Origin of the sequence: Thalassospira sp. UBA4513, from assembly GCF_002388495.1 — a bacterium.
In the GTDB taxonomy this organism is placed as follows: domain Bacteria; phylum Pseudomonadota; class Alphaproteobacteria; order Rhodospirillales; family Thalassospiraceae; genus Thalassospira; species Thalassospira tepidiphila.
The window spans coordinates 22,840-44,519 of sequence record NZ_DGMR01000039.1 but is presented as its reverse complement, the minus strand read 5'-3'; the positions used below and the strand labels follow the sequence as shown (position 1 = coordinate 44,519).

Sequence of the window (21,680 nt, the reverse complement as noted above, 5' to 3'; positions counted from 1 at the left end):
GCCATGGACAAGATCGAAGCCAACCTTCCCGATATCGGAGCCGTCATCATCGAAGGATCGGGCGGTACTTTCATGGCCGGTGGCGATGTAAAATTCTTCCATCAGGTATCAAAAGGCCCGGTCGAAGACGCCCGCTCCTCAATCGAAGCATTGATTGATCGGGTTCACGAAATTGTTTTGCGCATCAACGCTCTGCCCCGCCCGGTCATCGCCAAACTTGAAGGCGCGGTTGCCGGATTTGGCATTAGTCTGATGAATGCCTGCGACCTTGCCATTGCGGCTGAGGAAACCGTTTTCACCCTGGCCTATATCCATATCGGCACTTCGCCCGATGGCGGGGCGACGCATTCTTTGACTCGGTTGGTCGGCATGAAAAAGGCCAAGGAAATCGCCCTGCTTGGCGATCGGTTCGGGGCCGATGAAGCCCATGATTGCGGCCTGATCAACAAGGTCGTCCCGGCAGATCTGCTGGCATCTGCAACCGCGAAATACGCCACCCGTTTGTCAAACGGGCCCCGCGATGCGATCGCCCGTACCAAGGCGTTGCTGAATGCCGCCCCAGAGGCCGATCTGCAAACACAACTGAAGGCCGAGGCCAAATCATTCGCTGATTGCACCGTAAGTGCCGATTTCCGCGAGGGCGTTACTGCTTTTGTGGAAAAACGCACGCCGCGTTTTGGCAAATCATAAAAAGAATTCAGGGAAGAATTTGATGACGAGTCTTAAAGGCAAAACACTGTTCATCACCGGCGCATCGCGCGGCATCGGAAAGGAAATTGCCCTGCGTGCAGCGCGCGATGGGGCCAATGTTGCGATCATTGCCAAAACCGATGAACCACACCCGAAGCTGCCCGGCACCATCCATAGTGCCGCCGCCGAGATCGAGGAAGTTGGTGGCAAGGCACTGGCCCTTAAGACTGATATCCGCGACGAAGACCAGATTGCCGAGGCTGTCGCAAAGACCGTCAAAACCTTTGGCGGGATCGACATCCTGATCAACAATGCCAGCGCAATCAATCTGACCCCAACGTTGCAAACACCGATGAAGCGGTTTGACCTGATGCATCAGGTCAATACGCGTGCGAGCTTTGCCTGTGCACAGGCCTGCCTGCCGCATCTTCTGAAGTCGGACAACCCACATATCCTGACCATGTCACCACCGCCCAACCTGTCGCCGCAGTGGTTTGCCAATCATACGGCCTATACGATTTCAAAATACGGCATGAGCCTGATCACGCTTGGTCTGGCCGCCGAGTTTGCCGATGAAGGGGTGGCCGTCAATTCGCTTTGGCCGGTCACGGTGATTGAAACTGCCGCGCTCAACATGATCCCCGGTCTGGAGCAGGGCCGTGCACGCACACCGCAAATTCTGGCCGATGCGGCGCATGCCATCCTGACAGCACCATCGCGCGAAATTACCGGGGGCTTCTTTACCGATGAAAGTGTGCTTGAGGCCATCGGTGTCACCGATTTCGAACAATACAACCTGACCCCGGGCAAGCCGCCCTATCCGGACTTCTTCCTGGAGCTTGATCGCAACGGCAAGAACGACCCGCAGGTTGCAAAACTTCTTACGAAACTGGGCCGCTTTCACAAAGCAGCCTGACCGTTATGGCGCCGGGGAAGTGTGTGCCTCGGCGTCTCGTAGGGGCCTGATTTTACGGCTGTGGATGATCTGCACTGGAAATCGGGCTCTCTCGCCCGCTGAACTAAACCCGCCCTTTGTGGCGGGTTCTTTTTTGTGACATACGCACATAAAGGCACCGCCACGGGGAGAATGGCGGTGCCGCCTTCGCATTAAACGCTAGACGTTGAGGGATATGATGAAAAAGCGTGAAGCGAAGGAGTAGTTATAAGTAAGCTTCAGGAAGCGCGGCGTTCCAGTGACTGACGCGGCATTTCACAAGCAACAAGACCTGGTGTTGGCAACATCATCTGTACCGAAAGTGCCATGCCAAGGTCGCGGTGATCGCGTTTGGCATCGAGGAAATGCTCCGACCAGATGCCGTCACGGTTGGCTGACAGAAACGCACAACGCAGCATCGAAAAACGGCTTGATCCATGACAGTTATGCTCCCCCGTCACCTGTGCAAGCCAGTCGGCGATTGCATCATGGGCAGCCTGATCAAGGATATCCTGCATGCTGGCCCGATCACTGGCTGCAATGCTGTCTTCGGCCAGCGCATCGCGAAGGGCGTTGATCATACGCTGACTGGCCTGCGGAGAGTTGACACCGAATGAACGCAACCACGCACGTGCCGTATCTTCGATCAAACGCGTCATCGCAGCCGATTCAAACGCGGCGTAGGTGAAACCCTTTGATGCAATGGTCATGTCAGTCATTCGTCTGGCCCTCCGGGCGGTGAACAATCAGCGGGACTTAACGCTTCGTTAAGGATGAATATCGCTGAAAAAACGCAGGATAATTTGCTCGAATCTGGGCGTTTTTGTGGCGTCGAGAATCTTTTGAAAACAAACCACTAACTTGCTGGCTTCGGACCTTCGGCCGTGATGTGATCGCGCCCTGCCATGATCTGATCAAGCGGTTTGACCGGCCAAGACAGAATTAGAAGCTTTTCATCGCGCGTCAGGCTTTCAACACCAAGCCGGGCAAGCTTTTCATAGATGATCCCGATTTCTATCGCGGTACGCGCATCAGGCTTGCGCACCGGCAACAAGGCCGAATGCAGTGCATTGGCGTAAGGATCTTCGATCAGGCGCAGCAACCCGTCTTTGACATCATCATCACCGCTCTCGGCATTGATCCGTGCCAACGCGCGAAGCTCTTCGGGGCTGTCATATTCTTCGGGGGTCACAAAAAGCTTCATCCGGCGCGCAGCCTTTCCGATGGCAAGGCTGCTGGAATAATGGGTCAGCCAAGGCGAAAGCACCAAACCGGCCAGAATGGGCGACAACCACCAGAAGAATGCCGTATCCACAAAGACAGCAATCGCGCCCCAGACAACACCAATCACAATAATCGTGCGATGGGTTTTAAGGGCGGCCTTGAACGGTACCCCGGCATCGTCGCGTTCCTGCGCGTCCCAACCCACCTGATTACCGGTCAGGACCGAAAACACGAACTGGGAATGGAGCATCATCATGATCGGGGCCTGCAAGGCAGAATACAGGGTTTCAAGAAGGCCACTGGCCAATACCATTACCCCGCCATACTGTTTGCGGTCGCGGCCAAGACAGACCATCAGGATCGAGATGATCTTGGGCAGCACCAGCATGCCGATGGTAAAGATCAGCAACACCAGCATTTCAAACGACCGATCCACCGGCCATTGCGGAAACATGGTGAACTGACCGGGGAAGAAGCTATAGGTCAGCTGGGTGTTCTGAAGGGTCGCAATCGTCGAGCTCAGCAACAGCAAAAGCCACAGTGGCGATGACACAAAGCTCATCACCCCCATAAAGAAATGCAGACGGCTTAGCGGTTTAAAGCCCGGCGCAACCATCAGCCGCGCATGCTGCATATTGCCCTGACACCAGCGCCGGTCACGGATGGCAAAATCAATCAGGTTGGGCGGCAATTCTTCCCAACTGCCTTCAAGCTGCGGGATCAACCAGCACCGCCAGCCTGCCTTGCGCATAAAGGCGGCTTCAACGAAATCGTGACTGAGGATATGACCACCCATCGGCGGTTTGCCCGACAGAACCGGCAGGCCACAGCATTCGATAAACGCCTTGGTGCGAATGATCGCGTTATGGCCCCAATAGTTCGAACTGCCCATGCACCAGAATGACAGACCCGCCGACATGGTCGGGCCATGCACGCGCGAAATGAATTGCAGGATACGGGCAAAAAGGGTCTGGCGGCCGGTCGGTTGCGGCGGGCTTTGAATGATCCCGGCATCCGGGTTGTTTTCCATCAGATAGGCCATATTGACCATGGCCTCGCCGGACATGACGCTATCGGCGTCAAAGACGATCATGTGATCGTAATTGGCGGCATAGGTCTCGCAGAATTCCTTGAGGTTGCCGGACTTGCGTTCGGTGTTCTCTGCCCGGCGGCGGAAGAAAATCTTGCCACGTGCATTCAGATCCGAGCAAGCCTTGGCCCATGCCATTTCCTCGGCAATCCAGATATCGGGATCGCGGGTATCAGACAGCACAAAGAAATGAAACGCATCAAGTTCGCCGGTCGCAGCGAGGCTTTCATAGCTCGCGCGCAAGCCCGCAAAGACACGGTTGGGGTCTTCGTTATAAACCGGGATCACCACCACATTCTTGGATCGCAGCCGGCCTTTGCGCACAATCGGCTTCAGGCGTTTGAGCGTGATGGCATCAAGTTTCAGCCCGCGCAAAACCAGCCCGACAATCCCGGTAAAGAACGACAACGAAATCCAGGCAAAGTTGATGGTAAAGAACGCCACAACCACCATTTCCATGATGGTCAGCTGATCCGCGCCCAGAACATCGGTCATCAGCCACGCCGCATAGGCAGTCGCCGCAATCGATGCCCCAAACAGGAAAATCCGCCGCGATCCGACACCGGGCCCGCGCAGTTTGACCGTCGGATCACAAAATGCGTCCTCTGATCGCTCTGCGGGTATGGTCCCTTTTCTGGGTGTGTTGGCGGCTTCTGTCATCTGGCTCTTCTGGGGTTATCTGTTTCTGGCAATTGAGGCGCTTGATCCCAGAGGATCAGAAGGCCCACGGCATGGTCCAGGTCTCGCTCAGGACCTTGTTTTGATACAGCAAGAAGACCCTGAGATTGCTTGATGTCGCATCCCCGGCATTGACCAGGTCAAAGAACACACGCACACCTCCATTTTCCGGATCGGGCAGGATGCGGATGTTACGGACCTCGCCCTTTGATGCGCTGATATCAGCCTGCAAATTATTGGCATCCTTGATGAAATAATCCAGATCGCCACCGGCAAAGTTCAGCACAAAACGCGTACCGGTCCGATCTTCATCACCTTGGCTGGCCAAACGCTGGATACGGGTATCGGTTGCTTGCGCCATGCCATGCAAACCTGTGCCATCGCGGGTCGCGGTAACACTGAATTCGACCTGCATTTCACCGCCGGCCGCCGGCTTGGTTTCCGGCACCCAATAAGCAACGATATTGTCGTTTGTTTCCGACGGACTCGGGATTTCGACCAGTTCGATATGGCCCTTGCCCCATTTGCCCTTCGGCGTCACCCAATAGCCCGGCTGCTGGTCAAAGCGTTTTTCCAGATCCTGATAGTGATCGAAATTGCGGTCACGCTGCAAAAGACCGAAACCGATGGGGTTTTCATCCAGAAACGAGCTCATCTGCAGGTGCTGGGGATTGTCCAGCGGACGCCACAACCATTCACCGCGGCCATTATTGATCAAAAGCCCGTCGCTTGAATGGACTTCACCGCGATAATCATCAAAGAACCGGCGGCGCTGTTCGCCAAACAGGAACATACCATTCAGCGGCGCAATGCCAATCTTCTCCACCCCATCGCGGAAGAACAGGTGGGCCTTGATGTCGGCCTGGCTCCGGTTGCCAGGCGTAATATCAAACTGATAGGCACCGGTTATCCGTTCACTGTCGAGCAACGCGAACACCGTGATGGTATTTGCGCCATCCTTTGGCTCGACAATCCAGAATTCACGAAAGACCGGGATTTCCTCGCCGGTCGGACCGGCAAGATCCACCGCAAGGCCCCGCGCCATCTGACCGATTGACTGGCCCTGACCCTGAAGGCGGAAATAGGACGCGCCCAGAAAACGGGTCAGCTCATCATTGCTGGTGACATCAGAAAGCGGATAGCGCAGGCGGAACCCGGCATAGTTCTGCGTCGAAAAATCGTTGCCCGACAGGCCAGTCTTGCCGAAATCAAACAGTCCGGCCGAGTAAGGAATGACCTGAACTTCACCGTCGCGCACCAGATTGATGGTTACCGGCACGTCATACATGGTGCCCGGATGAAACAGCTCCAGACTGAAATCCGTCTCGGCCGGATTAAAGAAGGCACGCTGCGACTTGAAGCGGATCTGTGCGTAATCTTCTGCGCTCAGGGCTGAAAGTGCCTCGGGCAGTTCGCGATGCGGATTAACGAACGGCTGTTTGGCCAGATTGCGCGCAAGGTTGGTCACCATTGCCGGATCGAACATCACCGGTTTGGAGACGTTTGGCTGTTTTTCGGCATCAGACACCGCATTCTCAACCGTATCTTCCGGTTGTGCTGCGGTGTCGGCTGTCTGTTCGGCCGGTGCAGTTTCCCCGGAAGCTGGAACTGGTGCTGAAACTGGCGCAGACGCATTTTCCTCGGCACTCTGTGGGACAGGTGCCGGATCACTTTCCTGTGCATGGATGGCCGCAGGCCCGCCGATCATGATCATCGCGGACGCGGCAGCCCCCAAAAGAACACGTCTGAGGGGCAGCTTGCTATGCTGCTGAAAATGTTGCGTCATGCTCTTATATGCTACCAACCGTTGGATTTTTCCGAATTTATTGGTTGCTGTTGTGCACAGAAAACAGGGCAGGAATGTGTCGTCATCAGGGTAAGAATCCGCAAAGCCACAACCGATCTGCTGCCCGAAAGGATTGCTTTAATCCCGGACATGTCATTGGCAAAGCGTCATTTTTGCATGGGCAGCAACGGAAAAACGCTGCAAAGAACCGCTTGACGGAAACGCAAAACCGTTTGTCAAACCGCTGATTGAAACGCGCTGTTTTCCGCGCTGGAATCGGCGTGCAATTCACGGGGTGAAATGTTGTGGCGCTGCTGGATGGCACGTGCCAGTGCCGTTGTGCTGCGATAACCGACTTGCCCTGCCACCGCCTGCAGCCTTTTGCCATCGCGCAACAACCCAAACGCCAGATCAAGGCGAATGGTTTGCAGGAAATCACCGGGCGATGTGCCCAGCAAATCGCGAAACCGGGCTGCAAAACTCGCCCGCGACATACCGGCAATTTCGGCCTGTCGTTCAACCGACCAGTTTTCGCCGGGTTTCTGATGAAGTTCACCCACCACGCGCGCAATCCGCGGATCACGCATGGCGGCCAGAATGCCCGGACGGACAAGGTTCTTGGCCTGACAATGGCGCAACACCATCAACAACAGCAGATCAACCAGAAGATTGATTGCCGTGCGTTGCCCGGGCTGCCCGCCCTTTGATTCCAAGAACAGCTGATCGGTGATGGCCTCAAGCCCGGGAAGCTCTTCAAAAGGCAAGAAAAGATATTCCGGCAAACCCAGTTTAGCGGGGCTTAGACCAATATCGGGGAAATCGAGATTGGCACAGACCATTGCAGCGCCACCTATGGGCGTCTCGATATCATGGGGAACCGGACATCCGAAAAGCACCACGCCGGGGCGATCCAGTATCGCCTTTTCGCGGCCGTCAAAAAGGACCCGCATCGTGCCACTTTGCAAAACATGCAGCATGCCTTGCTGTTGCGATGGAAGATCCGCTCGCCCCTGGTGATGGCTGCTGCCGCAATGGGTTCCGGCAAAAATCACATCACCACGCGGATGGTTTCCGGCAAACAGATCGGACAGGACATCCTTCTCAGACGAATTGCGCGCTTCCTCAGACAACAAGTCACTTCTCCGACGATAGGCTGTTTTCAGATTTCAAGACGCCCTCTTGATGAACCAGTTCCGTGATCGCCTGCCAGTAAAGACCCGGTGATCACCCCGTGAAGGAGATGAAAAAGATGACCAAACGTTCCAGTTTCATGCGTTCCGCAGCCCTCGCCGCCGTCCTGGGTATTTCTGCAGTTGGCAGCATTGTCGCCATCAGCGCACCGGCATCAGCCGCACAGGAAGTCCACATTGTTGAAGGCTACGCCCTGCAGGGTTTTGACCCGGTTGCATACTTCACCGTAGGTGCCCCGACCCCGGGCAACTCCGAGTTCAAGGCCGAGCACGGCGGCGCGACCTATCGCTTTGCCAGCGCTGAAAACCGTGACCTGTTCAATGCTAACCCGGAAAAATACGCACCGCAGTATGGCGGGTTCTGTGCCTTTGGTGCGGCAATGGGTCGTAAATTCGGTGCCGATCCGCAGGCATGGCGCATCGTTGACGACAAACTTTATCTGAACCTGAACAAGGAAATCCAGCAGCGCTGGGTTGCCGATATCCCCGGCTTCATTCGCGGTGCTGATCACAATTGGGAAATCATCGAAACGATCGAAGACGCCAAACTCGCTGATGAGAAAATGGCCCCCAAAGGCCTGACCATCGGCGCACAATAATCCCGGGCGCGGAATGCCCTGATCCGGGTTCCTCCCTGGCTCCCTGTTGCCCGGTATGACAATGGCCGGCCCGAATGAACGGGCCGGCCATTTGTTTTTTTTTGATCTGTAAATGGTGCGATCAGTATCCGACCGCACAACCATCCTTGCGCGGATCCGAACCCGCAACGTACCCGGCATCGGTCTTGGCAATCAGCTGCGCGCCGCCAAATCCGAAATTGGTGCTGTCGGGCGTTTCGACCTTGATGACATGGCCCTTGGCCTTAAGCGCATCAATCACCTCAGCACCGACAGATGTTTCCACGGCAACATTCAGCCCCGAAAGCGCCTGCCAACGCGGCGCATCGACCGCGGTTTGCGGGTCCTGCCCCCAAAGCTGGGTACGGAGCGTCATCTGCAAATGGCCCTGTGCCTGCATCGGGCCGCCCATGACGCCAAAGCTCATGACCGGATTGCCATCAAGGCCCATCAGGAAGGCCGGAATGATCGTCTGGAACGGACGCTTGCCGCCCTTGACCAGATTGGGATGACCGTCTTTGAGGCTAAAGCCGTGACCACGGTTCTGCAGGCTGATCGAGGTGCCCGGCACCACGACACCAGACCCAAAGCCCATATAGTTCGACTGGATGAACGACACCATCATGCCGTTTTCATCAGCCGTAGTGACATAAACCGTGCCACCATGTTTGGGGGCACCTGCCTTGAAATCCTGTGCCTTGTTGGCATCAATCAATGCCGCCCGCGATTTCAGGTAATCATCGGACAAAAGATGTTCGACCGTAACATCGGTCATATAATCAAGGTCGGCAACGAATTCGCGCATATCGGCAAAGGCCAGTTTCATGGCCTCGATCTCAAGATGAAGCGCCTCGACCGAGTCCGGCTCATAATCGGTAATGTTGGTATGGCGCAAAATGCCCAGCGCGATCAGGGCCGAAATCCCCTGCCCGTTTGGCGGGATTTCATGCAGCTTCACATTGCCAAAGCTTTGCGAAATCGTACCAACCCAATCGGCCTTGTGATTGCCAAGGTCTTCCTCAGACAGGGCCGCACCATGTTCCTTGGCAAAGGCGGCAATCTTGCTGGCCAGTTTGCCGCGATAGAAACTCTCGCCCTTGGTTTCGGCGATATCAATCAGGCTTTCGGCCGCGTCCTTGTTGACAAACAGCTCGCCCGCCTTGGGGGCCTTGCCACCCGGCAGGAACGCCTCGGCAAAGCCAGGCTGCTTGCCAAGCAAATCGCCGCCCTTTTCCCACAGGGTGGCGATGATTGGCGATACGGCAAAGCCGCGGGTCGCGTATTCAATCGCTGGCTCGAACAGTTTTTCGAACGGCAGCTTGCCGAACTTCTCTGAAATTTCACGCCAAGACGATACCGCACCCGGTGTGGTGACCGATTCCCAGCCGCGCTGTGGCATGGTGTCAGAACCGGCAAAGCGTTCCGGGTTCCAAGCCGCAGGCGCACGGCCCGATGCATTCAGACCATGCAGTTCCTTGCCATCCCAGATAATGGCATAGGCATCCGATCCAAGGCCGTTACCGGTCGGTTCAACCACGGCAAGCGCAATCGCGGATGCAAGTGCGGCATCGGCGGCATTACCACCGGCCCACAGCATGCGCAAACCGGCCTGGGCTGCAAGCGGCTGGGATGTTGAAACCATATTGCGCGCCAGCACCGGGGACCGGCGTGAAGCATAAAGCGCGTCGTGACGAAGTTTCATGGAAGTCTCCTAATCCTTAATCGCCGTCTTGTTCATCGGTGGCAGGACGGACTTTTTTGCGCATCTTCAGAACCGAACGGACACTGAAGATGACTGAAAGAAGGGCCGCCGCCAGCAGGACTGCGGAAATCGGACGGGTAAAGAACACCGTCCAGTCGGCATCACTCATCAGCGCGCGGCGCAGGTTGGTCTCGGCAATCGGCCCCAGAATGACACCCAGCACCAGCGGCGCCAGCGGATAATCAAGCGACTTCAATCCATAGCCGACAAGTCCAATCGCGCCGAGCAGATAAAGATCCGTCACCCGGTTATTGAGCGCAAAGGCCCCGATCACGCAACAGATCATGACAGTCGGCACGATGAACTGTTTGGGAATGTCGGTCACGCGCAGGAACAGGCGCATCGACAGCACGCAAACCACCAGCATCATGAGCGATGCCACAACCATGGCAACGAACATTCCATAGGCCAGATCGGCATTGTCCATGATCAGACGCGGACCCACCGAAATGCCATGCACCATAAGGGCCGCCATCAGGATGGCATCGACTGCTGATCCCGGAATACCCAGTGCAATCATCGGAATAAGGCCGCCACCGGCCGTGGCAGAGTTCCCGGCTTCGGACGCAATCACGCCATCGGGATTGCCCTTGCCAAATTCATCGGGATTTTTGGAACTGCGCTTGGCCTGATCATAGGCCAGAAGGTTCGCGATCGAACCACCGGCACCCGGAAGAGCCCCAATAAACACACCAATAAGCGAGGAACGCACCAGATTGACCGGATGCATCAGAACTTCACGCATGACCGCCCAAGTCTTGAATTCGATGACATCGGGAATAAGCGCATCGCTGCTTGGGCCTTTGCCATGATCCTCAAGCTCGCCCATCAGCTGACTGATGGCAAAGATCCCGATCAAAACCACAAGGAACGGCAGACCCGGCATGAGGATCGACGACTCAAATGTCAGACGCGGCTGGCCCATCATCGGGTCGGGGCCAATGGTCGCAAGACCAAGGCCAATCACCCCGGCAATCAGACCGCGCATCAGCGAATTGCCCACAAGGCTTGCGACAATGGTCAACGCAAAGACGATCAGCGAGAAATATTCCCAAGGGCCAAGCTTGACCGCAATCATCGCAAGCGGCGGAGCCGCAATGATCAGAACGATGGTCGAAATGACAGTCCCGAAGAAGGACGACCAGACACCAAGCGAAAGGGCGCGTCCCGGTTCACCACCGCGCGCCATCGGATAGGCATCAAAGGTGGTTGCGACTGAACTTGGCGTGCCCGGAATCCCCAAAAGTGCGGCACTGATCAGGCCACCGGTATACCCGCCGACATAAACCGACAGCATCACCGAAACGCCCTGCAACGGACCCATGGTAAAGGTCAGCGGCAAGGTCAGAATGATCGCCATGGTCACGGTGAAGCCCGGAATTGCGGCTGCGACGATCCCGGCAACGGAACCGATCAGCATGTAAATCAGGGTATCGAATGCGAAAACCTGATGTGCACCGGCAAGAAATGCATCCAACATCATCGTAAAACTTTATCTAGCCCGCAAACAGCACGCCGCGCGGGAGGAACACGTTAAAGACTTCTGCAAACAGCATGTTCAAGCCGACCGAGAAAATCACGGCGGCGATCAGTGACTGGAAGAGGGTCTTTTTGGAAATACCTGCGATCATCAATTGCGCGATCAGCAGAAACACAAAGGTGGTCAGCGAAAAGCCACCAAGCGGCAGCAACAGCAGATAGACCACCAGAAGCCCGAACAGCGCAAAGGAATAGCGCCGGGCAACCAGCCATGCACCCAATGACGACCCAAGACGGTTTGCACCCCCGGCCTTGCGGATATCAATCACCGCACGCACCGCTGCGATCAGGCATAAAACCGCAAGCACGCCGAAAACCAGTTCCGGGAAGGAACCCGCCCCAAGCGGCTCCCAGCGTGAGGTCGGCAAGGTGCTGGCACGCAGGCTCAGAAACGCAGCACCCAAACCGATAACGATATAGGAAATCAGCCGTGCGACTTCAGTTCTTGCACGAAGAGCAGCGGACGCACCTGCGTCCGCTGCTGCTGCTTTCGCAGTCGACTGACTCATCCCTGAAGTTTGCCGACAACTTTGTCGACTTCACCGTCAAGTTTATCGAGATAGGCTTTGTATGCCTCGTGACCGAGATAGATGTCAGCCGAACCGGCATTGGTCATCTTTTCGCGGATATCAGGCAGGGACATTGCCTTTTCAAGCGCAGCATCAAGAGCCTCGACGATCTCGTCCGGGGTACCGGCCGGAAGAACAACACCACGGGTCACCGCCATCGAAAGATCATAACCCTGTTCGGCCATGGTCGGCACGTCCGGCTCTTCGGAGGTACGTTCTTCGGTGCCGACACCAGCAAAGATCAGGTCGCCGTTTTTCACAAACTCGCTGGCCGATGCAACGTCACCGATCACGATGTCAACATTGCCGCCAACAGCCGCACGGATACGCTCGCCAGTGTCGCGGAAACCGACATAGCTGAACTGAACGCCAAGGGCTTCTTCGATCATTGCCATGTGAAGATGCGGAACACCGCCAAGGGTCACACCGGCGCGCACGGCCCCCGGGTTTGCTGCGGCATATGCCTTCAGCTCTTCCAGGTTGGAGAAGTTGTCATTCTTCGACAGCACCAGATACTGCGGCGACGACGTCACCAGAGCCACCGGAATGAAGTTTTTGTAGCTGAGCTCGGTGATGCCAAGCTTGTTGGCGGTGTAAAGGCCTTCGTGGATCTGCGAAATGGTATAGCCATCTGCCGGACGTTTGGCGAATTCGGCCAGACCAACGGTGCCACCAACACCCGGCATATTGACGATCGGCACGGCCTGACCAGTGACTTCCGACAGACCCATGGCGACGATGCGCATCAGCGTGTCACTGCCGCCACCCGGGCCCCAAGGCACGATGAATTCGATCGGTTTTTCTGGATAGTCCTGCGCCTGCGCCGGACCTGCGATGGCTGCGGCCAACAAACCGGCAGCGACTGCAATCTTGCGGAACATGTATCTTGCCTCCTGATATCTCGCCTGAAATTCGTGAACCATTACTACTTTGGTTTAATCTATTTGTCGGGACATTGTTGGCAGCAACAAACCAATTTCGCAAGCGCAAAAATAATATTTGGCTTTAAACAAGGATTATGTTGCAGATTTTTACCAAAGATGGATAGTACCACTTATTAATTGATATCATAATTGGTACGGATTGGTTCGAATGTTTGAAATGGATGGCGCCATGAGCCTCTATCTCGTCTGGGGCGCAGCCATGCTGTTTGCTGGCGTCCTTGGCGGGATCATGGCCGGGCTTCTCGGTGTTGGCGGCGGGATTGTGATTGTCCCGGTGCTTTATCATTTTCTGACCACCATGGGCGTCGATGAAAGCCTTCGCATGCAGGTCGCTGTTGCCACATCGCTGACCACAATCATTGCCACAGCAATCTCATCAACGCGCAGCCACTATAAAAAGGGCTCGGTCGATACAGCGCTTCTCAAACATTGGGGCCCGGCGATCATAGTTGGCGTGATCCTTGGCACAGCAATCGGCGGATTGGCCGATGGCCGGGTTCTGACCATCGTGTTTGCCGTTGTCGCCCTGATCGTGGCTGGCAACATGATCCTTGTGAAAGACCGCGAAACCAACGAGACCAAAAACCCGCCAAAATCCGTCTGGGCGGTACTTGGGGTGATTGCCGGCAGTCTTTCGGCCATGATGGGAATTGGCGGCGGCACCATTTGCGTGCCGGTCCTGAATTTCCTGGGTTACGACATCCGCCGCGCGGTTGGCACTTCGGCCGCGATTGGCCTTATCATCGCCCTTCCCGGTACCATCGGCTATGCGATGTCCGGCATTGGTGTCGATGGTCGCCCGCCATTTTCAATTGGCTATGTCAATGTTCTGGCGGCGGCCCTGCTTATTCCGATGACGGTACTGTGTGCACCGATCGGGGCACGCATAGCCCACACCATTCCGCGCCGGGCATTGCGCATGTGCTTTGGCCTGTTTCTGGCGATCACGTCTGCGCGGATGTTCTATGACCTTCTGAGCTAGGCATCCTTGCAAACATCTGGGAACAAACAGGAATTGTATATGCTTGTTCTTAGATAAACCAATGGCTTACAATGATAGGTGCGCATTGGTTCGCCAATAGAAACGCATTCGGAAACGTCGATAGAAACGCCATAAAAAATGACCAAAAACCATGACTGAATTCGCGACCCAGGCGCTGGCAGAAAAGCTCAAGACCGGCTTTGCACAGGGGGACTTTGTCAAGGACGGGCGTGTGATCGCCGAACGCACCCTTGCCGAAAAGCTTGATGTCGGTCGCCGGGCGCTTCGCAAGGCGCTTGATCAGCTTGAATCAGAAGGCCTCATCTGGCGTCGCCAGGGTCAGGGCACCTTTGTTGGAACCCCGCCGACCCCGCGCCTGCGCAAGCTTGAAGGACTGGCCACCAAAACCAGCCCGTTTGAAATCATGGAAGTCCGTCAGGAAATCGAACCATCGATGGCCCGGTTCGCTGCCCTTCGCGCCTCACAAGGCGATATCGACGCCATGCGCAGCATGGTCGAAAAGGCCGCCCGTGCGACCACACAGGCCGAATACGAAAAATGGGATGCGGCCTTTCATCAGCGCCTGGCCGAATCGGTCAAGAACACGCTGTTTCTGGCGGTGTTTGAGGCCGTCAATGCGGTCCGCCGCGAAGCGGCATGGGCTCGCCTGCGTGAAAGCAGCCATTCAGACACATTGATCGAAGAACTCAGCGCCCAGCATCGCGACATCATCAACGCGATTGAGCAACGCGACCCCAAACGCGCCGAAGACGCCATGCGCCGCCACCTGTCCGAGGTGGAACACGCACTGAAACAAACCTGATCTGATAACGATTTTTTTGCGGTCAGCCCTGCGGCGCAAAGTCCGCAAACATGCCGTGGTACGCCTTAAGCGGCGGCTTGGCATAGGCGCCTGCCTTGCTTGTGCGAAGCCCCAGAAACGCCATGGCCTCGATCATCTTGACCGCGGCACTGACCCCGTCAATCACCGGTACGCCAAGCTCCTCGGTCAGGCGATCGGCGATATCGGTCATTCCCGCACAGCCCAGAACAATCGCCTCGGCATAATCATCAGCAAGGCAAATCTCCGCCTGCTTTTTAAGTGCAGCGTATGCCGCCTTGGCGTTAGCCCCTTCGAAATCCAGCGTCCGCACACCGGCCGCCCGGACGACACATTGCGATGACGCCCCGTATTTCGACACCAGATGTTCAAGCGGCCGGACCGAAACCGGCATCGGGGTAACAATCGCAAAGCGCGATGACACGGCCGCCGCCATACGCAGGGCCGCCTCACATAGCCCCAGCACTGGCGCACCGGTCAGACAGCGCGCAGCATCGACCCCGGTATCATCAAAGCACGCCACCACATAGCCGCCAATTGGATCAGATTCCTGTTCGGGTGCAGCTTCGAGTTCGCGAATGACCGAAAGCAATCCGACACTGGCAAAGGCCTCGTCGTAATAGCCCTCAATACTATCCGGTCCGAAAGTCGGGTTGAGTGCTAAAACCTGTGTTGTCGGCCCAACAATCCTTTGCGCCTGTTCGCCGACCTTTTTGGTAAAGCCGGTCGACAAGTTGGGATTGATAACGGCAATGCGGCTCATGCTTTTTGTCCTTTGCGGCGGCGCATGATGGCAACCGTGCCCAATGCCAGTGCAATCACCAGGAAGGAGAACCCGGTGGTCACCGTGCCCAGCGCATAAAGTACCGGTGTGGTGACGTTGGTTGTCATGCCATAGATCTCAAGCGGCAGGGTATTGAGTGCGCCAGCCGTCATCAGGGTGCGGGCAAATTCATCGTAGGACAGGGTGAACGAGAACATCGCAACCCCGATCAGGCTTGGCCCCACCATCGGCAAAACAACATATTGAATGGTTTGCCAGTTGCTTGCGCCCAAATCGCGTGCGGCTTCCTCATAAGACGGATCAAACCGGTTAAACACCGCAAACATGATCAGAAGACCGAACGGGAACGTCCATGTCAGATGCGCACCAAGGGCGGAAGTAAACCATTGCGGCTGCCATTCAACGATATTGAACAGCAAACCGATGCCCAGCGAAATCAGGATCGACGGTACAATCAGGCTGGCAATCGCAAGATAAAAAATCACGCTGTCGCCCCGGAACCGCTTGCGGAACGCAAGACCGGCCATGAAGGACACTACAACCGTTACAACCATGACAATCAGGCCAAGCTTAAGCGATCTGCTGAACGATCCGCCAAAGTCACCAACGGCCTGTTGTTCAAACAGATTGCCAAACCAATGGAACGAGAACCCGTTCATCGGGAAGGTCAGACCGCCATTCTCCCCCTGAAAGGACAGAATGAAAATCGTCAGCATCGGGCCATAAAGAAACAGCACGAACAGCGTAAAAAATGCCGCAAGGAAATAGAAGCTGGTCGGACGGCGTTCACGGGTTTTGGTGAGTAATGCCATGATCACAGCTCCTTGCGGATATCAACAAGACGCAACAACGCGGTCACGATCAGCAAAACCGTGATCAGCAACACCACCGCACTGGCGGCTGCGGCCGGATATTGCAGAAGTCCGATTTCATTGGAAATCTGCAAACCGACCGAGGCACTCTGCCCGCCACTCATCAAACGGACCGTGATGAAATCACCCATCACCACCGTAATGACAAAGATCGATCCAATGGCAATGCCCGGCTTGGACAGCGGGACGATGACGGATTTTAGGGTCTCGAACCCGCTGGCACCTGCATCGCGCGCCGCCTCGATCAAGGACCGGTCAATGCGCATCATGGAATTGAAGATCGGAACCACCATGAACAGGGTGTAGAGGTGAACATCTGCCAACACGACTGCGAAATCGGAAAACAGAAGGAATTCAAGCGGCTGATCGACAATCCCCAGATTGATCAGAGCAGAGTTCAAAAGCCCGTTACGCCCAAGGAACGGGATCCACGAAATCATGCGAATGATGTTCGACGTCCAGAACGGAATGGTGCACAGCATGAACAAAACGATCTGCCAGGTCAGACTGCGCACATGAAACGCCAGGAAATAGGCCACCGTAAATCCGATCAGCAGGGTAAAGACCCAGGTCAGAGCAGCATATTTCAGGGTATTGAGATAGATGCTCCAGGTGACCGAGGAGCCCAGCAGGTACTTGTAATTCTCTAAAATGAAGTCCGGCAGTATGCGATATTCGTCATAGTCCCAGAAACTGACCACAACAATGGTCAGAAGCGGGATGACAAGAAACACCGCAAAGATCAGCGCCATCGGCGAGATCAGGAAATAGGACGATCTTTTTGACGTATCAGAAGCCATGCTCTGTCCTTGAAACCCTGCCAGAAAACCAAAAAGTAAAAACGAATAAATGGGCCCGACATGCTGTCGGAAAATTGAAAATGTAAAATCAGAAAGTCGAGATGACGGGCGCGACCAAAGCCGCGCCCACCAGATATCTGTCGCAAATTATGCTGCGATGAATTCGTTCCACTTGCGGACCATGTGCTTGTTCTCGTCCATGACAGAGTTCCAGCACGCGACCGAGCCCATACGCTCTTCGTAGGAACCGCCATCGCGAACCGCACCAGCTTTTTCCATGACCTTGCCTTCCGGGCTGAGGATGTCACCTTCGGCGGCTTTGCCTTCCATCCAGAAGCCCCACTCGTCTTCGGACATGAACTTCTTCGCGGTTTCCGGTGCTGCGCTGTAGTAACCCTGACGGTTAAGATACGCACCAACCCAGCCCGACAGGTACCAGTCGATATACTCGTAGGCTGCTTCAAGCTCGAGACCAGAAAGGTGCTTGGCAAGACCGATGCCGCCACCCCATGCACGATACCCTTCCTTAAGCGGCTGGTATTTGCAGGCGATGCCTTTGGAACGCACGGCCGCAACGGCCGGCGACCACATGGACTGAATGACGACTTCGCCAGATGCCATCAGGTTGACCGACTCATCGAAGCTCTTCCAGAAGGCGCGGAACTGACCGGCTTTCTTGGCGTCGATCATGACCGCGATGGTCTTGTCGATTTCTTCCTGGGTCATGTTGCCCTTATCGCCATAGGTGACTTCGCCCATGGCTTCGCACACCATCGCCGCATCCATGATGCCAATAGACGGAATGTTCAGGATCGATGCCTTGCCCTTGAATGCCGGATCAAGCAGATCGGCCCAGCTGGTGATTTCGCGATCAATCAGGTCAGGACGAATACCAAGGGTATCTGCGTTATAAATGGTCGGGATCAGGGTCATCCACTGGGTCGGGGCAGATGCAAACTCGACACTGTCGGCACCTTCAACGAAACCAACCGTATGCGGCGCGGTACCTTGCGCGATTTCTGAATCCGGGGTCAGTTTGCCATCAATGAACAGCTTGGAGATGTACTGATAGTTTTTCAGCTTGGTGGTATCCATCGGCTGCATGGTGCCGGCCGGGAAGACCTTCTTACAGATCCAGTATTCGATATCGGCAATATCAAACGAGTTCGGCTGGGTCACGGCGCGCTGGGCAACCGCATCCGAATCAAGGGCAGTCATCTGAAGGGTAAAGCCAAGATCTTCTTTGACCTTGTCCGCAACGGCGTTGATGTTCGAAACACCAGTACCGAACTGACGCAGGGTAACGTCCTTGATGTTCTGCGCCCAGATGGTCGGGAAGCCGGTGATGGCACCCGAACCGATAGCCGCACCGGTTACAACCGCTGCACCCTTAACGAAGCCACGGCGTGAAACGCCGGTTTCCGTCTCGATTGTTTTCTTCGAAATTTTCTTTTCGATCGTCATGTGAAGCACTCCTGATAGCTTGTTGGTTTATTTCATTCAGGCCAGAACATGGGCATGTTCCGGCTTCCAATAGGCGATGAATTTGTCCAGTCGCCTGACCGGTGCCTGCCGAAATTCGCTTTCGGTCTTCATTAGGGTTATTTCCTTGCCGTCGGCTGTCGTTGCGACAATCCTGACCCACAGGCCGAGATACTCGACCGTGGTAATTTCGACAGGGATCTGACCGTTCTTGCTGTCTGCTGGTGGCGTTTCGTCCAGACCGATCAGGTCGGTACGAATGGTGAATTCGATATCCTCGCCCGCCTTGCCGTCAGCAAAACCGGGCAGGAAGAAACTGTCCGGACCGCGCGCAAGCAACGTGCCTGCCGGGCCGGATTCCGAAACGGTGCCTTTGAAGATGTTCTGGCCGCCCATGAAATTCGCGATGAAGCGCGATTTGGGCTGGTTAAAGATTTCGTGCGGGGTGCCTTTCTGGCGAATGATCCCGTCTTCCATCACAACCACCATGTCCGAAAGGGCCAATGCCTCGTCCTGTGCATGCGTGACGTGAACGAATGTAATGCCCAATTCCTGCTGAAGGCGGCGCAATTCATCACGCATGCGCGCCCGCAGGAACGGATCAAGGGCCGAAAGCGGCTCATCAAGCAACAGCACGGACGGCTCGGTAATCAGGGAACGCGCCAAAGCAATACGCTGTTGCTGCCCGCCAGAGAGCTGGTCGGGCTTGCGATCTGCAAATTGCTCCATATGGACCCGGGCCAACATCTCTTTGGCCCGATCTTTACGATCCGATGGGGAGACACCTTGCATCTTGAGGCCAAAGGCAACGTTCTCCGCACAGGTCATGTGCGGGAAAAGTGCGTAATTCTGAAACATCATTGCCGTGCCGCGTTTGACCGGCGGCAGTTCGGTCACATTGCGATCCCCGATCAGAAGATCGCCCTCGCTGATCACTTCATGACCGGCGATCATGCGCAGCGTGGTTGACTTGCCGCACCCGGACGGACCAATCAAACAGCAATACGCCCCTGCCGGAATTTGCAGATCAATCGATTTCACTGCCTGTGTGCTGCCGTAGAATTTACTGACAGCAATCAATTCAATGGCCCCGTTGCCCGTCATCCGCTCACCCGTCGCTGCATGCAAAATTGTTAACAATCATGTCAGCGATCTAAGGCAAGATGCGTGCCACTTGATTTCATTGGCAGTTTTTCAACGAGTCCCGCCAAGCTGTCAAAACTGGCGCGTTTGTTAGGGCTCTCATTCTGCCCGTTTTATGTCCACTTTATGCATATTTATTAATCATCGTGATTTATATGCGAAAATTATAATCATCTTCGTCCCTGTACGGAAAATAAAGAACCATTTTATGTTGTGCAAATCGTCAACAATTTTGTAGAAATAGAGAACCACCCAACGAACATGAACGATGGAAAGTATCGTCACGATGGCCAAGGCCGAACAGACCGGCAGCTATAAAGGCAGCGAAAAGCTGCGCCCGGAGGAAATGATCTATCACGAGATGCTCGACGCGATCCTGGATCGCCGTCTGGAGCCGGGCATGAAGCTCATCGAGGAAGATCTTGCCAAAACCTTTGGGGTCAGTCGTGCACGCATCCGTGCGACTTTCCTGCAGCTCGCCCATGACAAGCTGATCAATCTGGTGCCCAATCGCGGCGCCTTTGTCGCTGAACCGACCATTGACGAAGCCATCGAAGTCTTTTCCGCGCGCCGCATGATCGAAGATGGCGTTGCGCGCAAGGTCGCCACCAGCATGACCCCCGAACGCGCCGAACAGATCAAGGCGCATCTGGATCGCGAACATGATGCCCATCATCGCGGGGATCATCGGGCTGTCATCATTCTGTCGGGTGAATTCCACCTGTTGCTGGCACGGCTTAGCGGCAATCTGGTGATCGAGGAATTCCTTGAACGCCTGATCCTGCGCACGTCGCTGATTATTGCCATGTATGAAAGCCCGCAACCGGTCGATTGCTCCCACACAGAACATGACCAGCTGCTCAATGCTCTGCTTAGTGGCGATCCCGATGTCGCGGCGGCTGAAATGTCGCGCCACCTTGATGCCATCCGCGATCGCCTGCAATTGCAGCGGCCCAAGCCGGGCAAAACCGATTTTGCCAGCATCTTTGGCCGAATCCCGACCTCGGAAGCCAGCTAAGCCTCTTGGCAATTTCCGGTAACGCGCGCCATTCGCTACCCGCGCATATTCCGTTCACGCATCACGCGGAACCCCGCTTGGATCCTCGCTACCGCGGTGATATTTGAACGTGCCCGTCGATGTGCCGATTACATTGCCATTCGCGTCATAGGCGGTTGCCTCGGTGAACACCACCTTGCGTCCGCCGCCCTGCTTGCGGGCAACAACCCGGACCAAACCATCCCTTGCCATCCCAAGGAAATTGGTGGTCAATGACAGGGTCAGGGATTTGCGCACATTGCCCGGCACAGGGCAGAAACACACAGAATAGCCAGACGCTGTATCCATAAGGGTTGTCAGCACGCCACCATGCAGAATCCCGGCGCGGTTGCAGTGATGGTTTTGCACGTCAAGTTCGACCACCGCGTGGTCTTCCGCCCATTCCACCAGGCGATAGCCAAGATGATCCTGCAATCCGCTGCCATGGGCCTGTTCATAGGCCAGATTATCGTGCGTGCCGGTCATGTATAAACCATCCCTATCGTAAAACTCACCAAGCTATAGCAGAAATCGCTGAGCGCCGAAAACCGCGATGAGTCGCATGCCTTGGCCGGCCACGACACCGCTCCCAACACAGCGCAAAACCGGCTGGAAAACCGCATTCCTTAATCAATGTTAGGCGATGCAACATGAAATAACGATTTTATTTCAAAGCGATAACAACACCGTTCTCCAACCAAGAACGGGATAGCGGTG

At 55.5% G+C, this 21,680-nt stretch carries 20 protein-coding genes; 6 read left to right on the top strand and 14 right to left on the bottom strand.

What is annotated here, in order from left to right:
• Positions 1 to 690 (top strand): enoyl-CoA hydratase/isomerase family protein (locus B2T33_RS17170; RefSeq protein WP_286792715.1); only part of this gene is annotated, 690 nt, incomplete at its 5' end.
• Between the two features lie 22 nt (positions 691 to 712).
• Complete coding sequence (locus tag B2T33_RS17165; protein ID WP_197146242.1) at positions 713 to 1,606, top strand: SDR family oxidoreductase; 894 nt, start codon at positions 713 to 715, stop codon at positions 1,604 to 1,606.
• Positions 1,607 to 1,863: 257 nt separating this feature from the next.
• On the opposite strand, the gene B2T33_RS17160 is transcribed toward B2T33_RS17165, so the two are convergent.
• From B2T33_RS17160 to B2T33_RS17145, 4 genes are all read right to left on the bottom strand, one after another.
• Positions 1,864 to 2,343 (bottom strand): hypothetical protein, encoded by a 480-nt coding sequence (locus B2T33_RS17160; protein WP_197146243.1) that lies wholly within the window; start codon positions 2,341 to 2,343, stop codon positions 1,864 to 1,866.
• Between the two features lie 137 nt (positions 2,344 to 2,480).
• On the bottom strand, positions 2,481 to 4,598 hold the full coding sequence (mdoH, locus tag B2T33_RS17155; protein ID WP_197146244.1) for a glucans biosynthesis glucosyltransferase MdoH: 2,118 nt from the start codon (positions 4,596 to 4,598) through the stop codon (positions 2,481 to 2,483).
• 55 nt (positions 4,599 to 4,653) lie between these two features.
• Complete coding sequence (locus tag B2T33_RS17150) at positions 4,654 to 6,402, bottom strand: glucan biosynthesis protein (RefSeq protein WP_286792714.1); 1,749 nt, start codon at positions 6,400 to 6,402, stop codon at positions 4,654 to 4,656.
• Between the two features lie 236 nt (positions 6,403 to 6,638).
• Positions 6,639 to 7,532: a cupin domain-containing protein gene (locus tag B2T33_RS17145; protein ID WP_197146246.1), complete on the bottom strand. Its 894-nt coding sequence runs from the start codon at positions 7,530 to 7,532 to the stop codon at positions 6,639 to 6,641.
• Between the two features lie 119 nt (positions 7,533 to 7,651).
• Here B2T33_RS17145 and B2T33_RS17140 point away from each other — a divergent pair, with 119 nt between their 5' ends.
• Entirely contained in the window at positions 7,652 to 8,191 is a 540-nt protein-coding gene (locus B2T33_RS17140) for a YHS domain-containing (seleno)protein (protein WP_063086486.1), read from the top strand.
• 121 nt (positions 8,192 to 8,312) lie between these two features.
• On the opposite strand, the gene B2T33_RS17135 is transcribed toward B2T33_RS17140, so the two are convergent.
• From B2T33_RS17135 to B2T33_RS17120, 4 genes are read right to left on the bottom strand one after another with little or no spacing between them, the layout of a single operon-like run.
• Entirely contained in the window at positions 8,313 to 9,911 is a 1,599-nt protein-coding gene (locus tag B2T33_RS17135; RefSeq protein WP_197146247.1) for a gamma-glutamyltransferase family protein, read from the bottom strand.
• Positions 9,912 to 9,927: 16 nt separating this feature from the next.
• Complete coding sequence (locus tag B2T33_RS17130) at positions 9,928 to 11,454, bottom strand: tripartite tricarboxylate transporter permease (protein WP_286792713.1); 1,527 nt, start codon at positions 11,452 to 11,454, stop codon at positions 9,928 to 9,930.
• A gap of 13 nt (positions 11,455 to 11,467) precedes the next feature.
• Positions 11,468 to 12,019, bottom strand: coding sequence for a tripartite tricarboxylate transporter TctB family protein (locus B2T33_RS17125; protein WP_286792712.1), 552 nt, complete (start codon positions 12,017 to 12,019; stop codon positions 11,468 to 11,470).
• Positions 12,016 to 12,960 (bottom strand): tripartite tricarboxylate transporter substrate binding protein, encoded by a 945-nt coding sequence (locus tag B2T33_RS17120; RefSeq protein WP_064780148.1) that lies wholly within the window; start codon positions 12,958 to 12,960, stop codon positions 12,016 to 12,018. The genes B2T33_RS17125 and B2T33_RS17120 overlap by 4 nt, the downstream gene beginning before the upstream one ends.
• Positions 12,961 to 13,171: 211 nt before the next feature.
• Between B2T33_RS17120 and B2T33_RS17115 the strand changes: the two genes are divergently transcribed.
• Positions 13,172 to 14,005, top strand: a complete 834-nt coding sequence (locus tag B2T33_RS17115) for a sulfite exporter TauE/SafE family protein (RefSeq protein WP_120223964.1) — start codon at positions 13,172 to 13,174, stop codon at positions 14,003 to 14,005.
• A gap of 151 nt (positions 14,006 to 14,156) precedes the next feature.
• Positions 14,157 to 14,828, top strand: a complete 672-nt coding sequence (locus tag B2T33_RS17110) for a FadR/GntR family transcriptional regulator (RefSeq protein ID WP_286792711.1) — start codon at positions 14,157 to 14,159, stop codon at positions 14,826 to 14,828.
• Positions 14,829 to 14,850: 22 nt separating this feature from the next.
• Here the strand turns inward: B2T33_RS17110 and B2T33_RS17105 are convergent, their stop codons facing one another.
• The 5 genes from B2T33_RS17105 to B2T33_RS17085 form a co-directional block, all read right to left on the bottom strand.
• Positions 14,851 to 15,609, bottom strand: coding sequence for an aspartate/glutamate racemase family protein (locus B2T33_RS17105; RefSeq protein WP_286792710.1), 759 nt, complete (start codon positions 15,607 to 15,609; stop codon positions 14,851 to 14,853).
• Positions 15,606 to 16,442 (bottom strand): ABC transporter permease, encoded by an 837-nt coding sequence (locus B2T33_RS17100; RefSeq protein ID WP_063086472.1) that lies wholly within the window; start codon positions 16,440 to 16,442, stop codon positions 15,606 to 15,608. The genes B2T33_RS17105 and B2T33_RS17100 overlap by 4 nt, the downstream gene beginning before the upstream one ends.
• 2 nt (positions 16,443 to 16,444) lie before the next feature.
• The gene (locus B2T33_RS17095) at positions 16,445 to 17,302 is read right to left on the bottom strand and encodes an ABC transporter permease (protein WP_120223961.1); all 858 of its coding nucleotides are present in this window, start codon (positions 17,300 to 17,302) and stop codon (positions 16,445 to 16,447) included.
• A gap of 147 nt (positions 17,303 to 17,449) precedes the next feature.
• The gene (locus B2T33_RS17090) at positions 17,450 to 18,766 is read right to left on the bottom strand and encodes an ABC transporter substrate-binding protein (protein WP_008888644.1); all 1,317 of its coding nucleotides are present in this window, start codon (positions 18,764 to 18,766) and stop codon (positions 17,450 to 17,452) included.
• A gap of 36 nt (positions 18,767 to 18,802) precedes the next feature.
• Positions 18,803 to 19,888, bottom strand: coding sequence for an ABC transporter ATP-binding protein (locus B2T33_RS17085; RefSeq protein ID WP_210515692.1), 1,086 nt, complete (start codon positions 19,886 to 19,888; stop codon positions 18,803 to 18,805).
• Positions 19,889 to 20,195: 307 nt separating this feature from the next.
• Here B2T33_RS17085 and B2T33_RS17080 point away from each other — a divergent pair, with 307 nt between their 5' ends.
• Positions 20,196 to 20,945, top strand: a complete 750-nt coding sequence (locus B2T33_RS17080) for a GntR family transcriptional regulator (RefSeq protein WP_286792709.1) — start codon at positions 20,196 to 20,198, stop codon at positions 20,943 to 20,945.
• Positions 20,946 to 20,999: 54 nt separating this feature from the next.
• Here B2T33_RS17080 and B2T33_RS17075 read toward each other — a convergent pair whose 3' ends face one another.
• Positions 21,000 to 21,449 carry a PaaI family thioesterase gene (locus B2T33_RS17075; RefSeq protein ID WP_286792708.1) on the bottom strand — a complete coding sequence of 150 codons (450 nt, stop codon included), beginning with the start codon at positions 21,447 to 21,449 and terminating at the stop codon, positions 21,000 to 21,002.
• Between the last annotated feature and the right edge of the window lie 231 nt (positions 21,450 to 21,680).

Coding starts and splice junctions, on each gene's coding strand:
- B2T33_RS17165 (WP_197146242.1), top strand. CDS start 713: ATGACGAGTCTTAAAGGCAAAACACTGTTCATCACCGGCGCATCGCGC.
- B2T33_RS17160 (WP_197146243.1), bottom strand. CDS start 2,343: ATGACTGACATGACCATTGCATCAAAGGGTTTCACCTACGCCGCGTTT.
- mdoH (WP_197146244.1), bottom strand. CDS start 4,598: ATGACAGAAGCCGCCAACACACCCAGAAAAGGGACCATACCCGCAGAG.
- B2T33_RS17150 (WP_286792714.1), bottom strand. CDS start 6,402: ATGACGCAACATTTTCAGCAGCATAGCAAGCTGCCCCTCAGACGTGTT.
- B2T33_RS17140 (WP_063086486.1), top strand. CDS start 7,652: ATGACCAAACGTTCCAGTTTCATGCGTTCCGCAGCCCTCGCCGCCGTC.
- B2T33_RS17135 (WP_197146247.1), bottom strand. CDS start 9,911: ATGAAACTTCGTCACGACGCGCTTTATGCTTCACGCCGGTCCCCGGTG.
- B2T33_RS17130 (WP_286792713.1), bottom strand. CDS start 11,454: ATGATGTTGGATGCATTTCTTGCCGGTGCACATCAGGTTTTCGCATTC.
- B2T33_RS17125 (WP_286792712.1), bottom strand. CDS start 12,019: ATGAGTCAGTCGACTGCGAAAGCAGCAGCAGCGGACGCAGGTGCGTCC.
- B2T33_RS17120 (WP_064780148.1), bottom strand. CDS start 12,960: ATGTTCCGCAAGATTGCAGTCGCTGCCGGTTTGTTGGCCGCAGCCATC.
- B2T33_RS17115 (WP_120223964.1), top strand. CDS start 13,172: ATGTTTGAAATGGATGGCGCCATGAGCCTCTATCTCGTCTGGGGCGCA.
- B2T33_RS17110 (WP_286792711.1), top strand. CDS start 14,157: ATGACTGAATTCGCGACCCAGGCGCTGGCAGAAAAGCTCAAGACCGGC.
- B2T33_RS17105 (WP_286792710.1), bottom strand. CDS start 15,609: ATGAGCCGCATTGCCGTTATCAATCCCAACTTGTCGACCGGCTTTACC.
- B2T33_RS17100 (WP_063086472.1), bottom strand. CDS start 16,442: ATGGCATTACTCACCAAAACCCGTGAACGCCGTCCGACCAGCTTCTAT.
- B2T33_RS17095 (WP_120223961.1), bottom strand. CDS start 17,302: ATGGCTTCTGATACGTCAAAAAGATCGTCCTATTTCCTGATCTCGCCG.
- B2T33_RS17090 (WP_008888644.1), bottom strand. CDS start 18,766: ATGACGATCGAAAAGAAAATTTCGAAGAAAACAATCGAGACGGAAACC.
- B2T33_RS17085 (WP_210515692.1), bottom strand. CDS start 19,888: ATGACGGGCAACGGGGCCATTGAATTGATTGCTGTCAGTAAATTCTAC.
- B2T33_RS17080 (WP_286792709.1), top strand. CDS start 20,196: ATGGAAAGTATCGTCACGATGGCCAAGGCCGAACAGACCGGCAGCTAT.
- B2T33_RS17075 (WP_286792708.1), bottom strand. CDS start 21,449: ATGACCGGCACGCACGATAATCTGGCCTATGAACAGGCCCATGGCAGC.